We start from the raw sequence: 1,698 nt of genomic DNA, 5'->3' as shown, positions 1-1,698 counted from the left end.
GCTGGGCAACCTGGTGTTCACCGCGCTCGGGCCCCGGCTGCCGCGGCGGCTGACGTTCCTGATCGGTGCGCTGGTCGCCGGCACACCCCGGCTGGTGGCGCTCGCGATCAGCGACGAACTGCCGGTCGTGCTCGTGGTGACGTTCCTGTCCGGGATCGGCATCGCGGCGGTCAACCCGCTGCTCGGGGTGGCCCTCTACGAGCGGGTGCCGCCGGAGTTGCAGACCCGGGTGATCGGCATCGCCGGCTCGTTGGCGTTCGTCGGGCTGCCGGTCGGCGCGCTGCTCGGCGGCTGGTCGGTGGACGCTCTGGGGCTCACCCCGGCCCTGCTGACCATGGCGGCGGCGTGCCTGGTGATCACCGCGTACCCGCTGGTGAACAGGGCGTCCGGCCCGGAAACCCCGGCGCGGCCCGCCCCCGTCGCCACCCGGTAAACGCGTTGCGGGGGCTGGCCGGCTGCCGCAGGCTCGGGCTGATGAACACGCAACCGACACCCGGCGTCCCGGTGACCGACGTCGCCGTGGCCGACCGGATCGACGTGGCACTGGTCCGCCGACTGGTGGCCGAGCAGTTCCCGCGGTGGGCGTCGCTTCCGGTCCGCCCTGTCGCTGTCGACGGTTGGGACAACCGCACCTTCCACCTGGGCGCGGAGATGACCGTGCGGCTGCCCAGCGGCGCGGGGTACGCCCTGCAGGTCGACAAGGAACAGCGCTGGCTGCCGGTGCTCGGGCCACAGCTACCGGTGCGGATCCCCGTTCCGCTGGCTCAGGGCCGACCCGGGGCCGGTTACCCGTACCCGTGGTCGGTCTACCGGTGGATCGACGGGCAGACCGCCGCAGCTGAGCGGATCGACGACCTGACCCGGTTCGCCACCGACCTCGCCGCCTTCCTGCGCGCCCTGCGTGGCATCGACGCCACCGACGGCCCGCAGCCCGGCCCGCACAGCGCCTGGCGGGGCGGCCCGCTGTCCACCTACGACACCGAGACCCGGGCGGCGATCGAGGCGCACCGCGACCGGCTGCCCGCCGACGTCGTCACCGGCATCTGGCAGGCCGCCCTCGACGCCACCTGGACCGGCCCGGCGCTCTGGTTCCACGGCGACGTCGCGGAGGGCAACCTGCTGGTCCGCGACGGTCGGCTCGCCGCGGTCATCGACTTCGGCTGCTGCGGTGTGGGCGACCCGGCCTGCGACACCGTGATCGCCTGGACCCTGCTGCGCGGCCCCAGCCGGGCGGCCTTCCGGGCGGCGCTCGGTCTGGACGACGGCACCTGGGCGCGCGGACGGGGCTGGGCGCTGTGGAAGGCGCTGATCACCCTGGACGATCACGACCCGGCCAAGGCCGAGCGGGCCGGGCACGTACTCGGCGAACTCCTCGCCGAACACACGGTGGCCCGCTGAACCCGTACGGTGTGGCCATGGCCCGTTGGGACGACGTCCGTCGGATCGCGCTCGCGCTGCCCGAGGCCACCGAGCGGGCCTCGTACGATGGGCTGCCGGCCTGGCGGGTGCGCGACAAACCGTTCGTCTGGGAGCGACCGCTGCGGCGGACCGATCTCGACGCGCTCGGGGCCGCCGCACCCGACGGCCCGCTGCTCGGCGTCCGAGTGGCCGACCTCGGCGTCAAGGAGGCCCTGCTCGCCGACGACCCGTCGGTCTACCTGACGATCCCGCACTTCGACGGCTGCCCGGCGGGGGGGG

3 protein-coding genes are annotated in these 1,698 nt (G+C 74.5%); all 3 read left to right on the top strand.

Annotated elements, in window-relative coordinates:
- The coding region (locus KBX53_RS32135) for an MFS transporter (protein WP_210863591.1) at nucleotides 1–433 on the top strand (433 nt) is incomplete at its 5' end.
- Nucleotides 434–474: 41 nt separating this feature from the next.
- Nucleotides 475–1,398 (top strand): aminoglycoside phosphotransferase family protein, encoded by a 924-nt coding sequence (locus KBX53_RS32130; protein WP_210863589.1) that lies wholly within the window; start codon nucleotides 475–477, stop codon nucleotides 1,396–1,398.
- A 17-nt stretch (nucleotides 1,399–1,415) separates the two neighbouring features.
- Nucleotides 1,416–1,698: MmcQ/YjbR family DNA-binding protein (locus KBX53_RS32125; protein ID WP_210863587.1), on the top strand; the 283-nt coding region annotated here is incomplete at its 3' end.

Source organism: Micromonospora sp. M51 (genome assembly GCF_018070305.1).
GTDB classification, from domain to species: Bacteria; Actinomycetota; Actinomycetes; order Mycobacteriales; family Micromonosporaceae; genus Micromonospora; species Micromonospora parva.
The sequence above is the reverse complement of the archived record's forward strand: the minus strand, read 5'-3'. Positions and strand labels throughout refer to the sequence as shown.

Bases quoted from the DNA above. Each gene is read 5' to 3' on its own strand.
- KBX53_RS32130 (WP_210863589.1), top strand. From the start codon at position 475: ATGAACACGCAACCGACACCCGGCGTCCCGGTGACCGACGTCGCCGTG.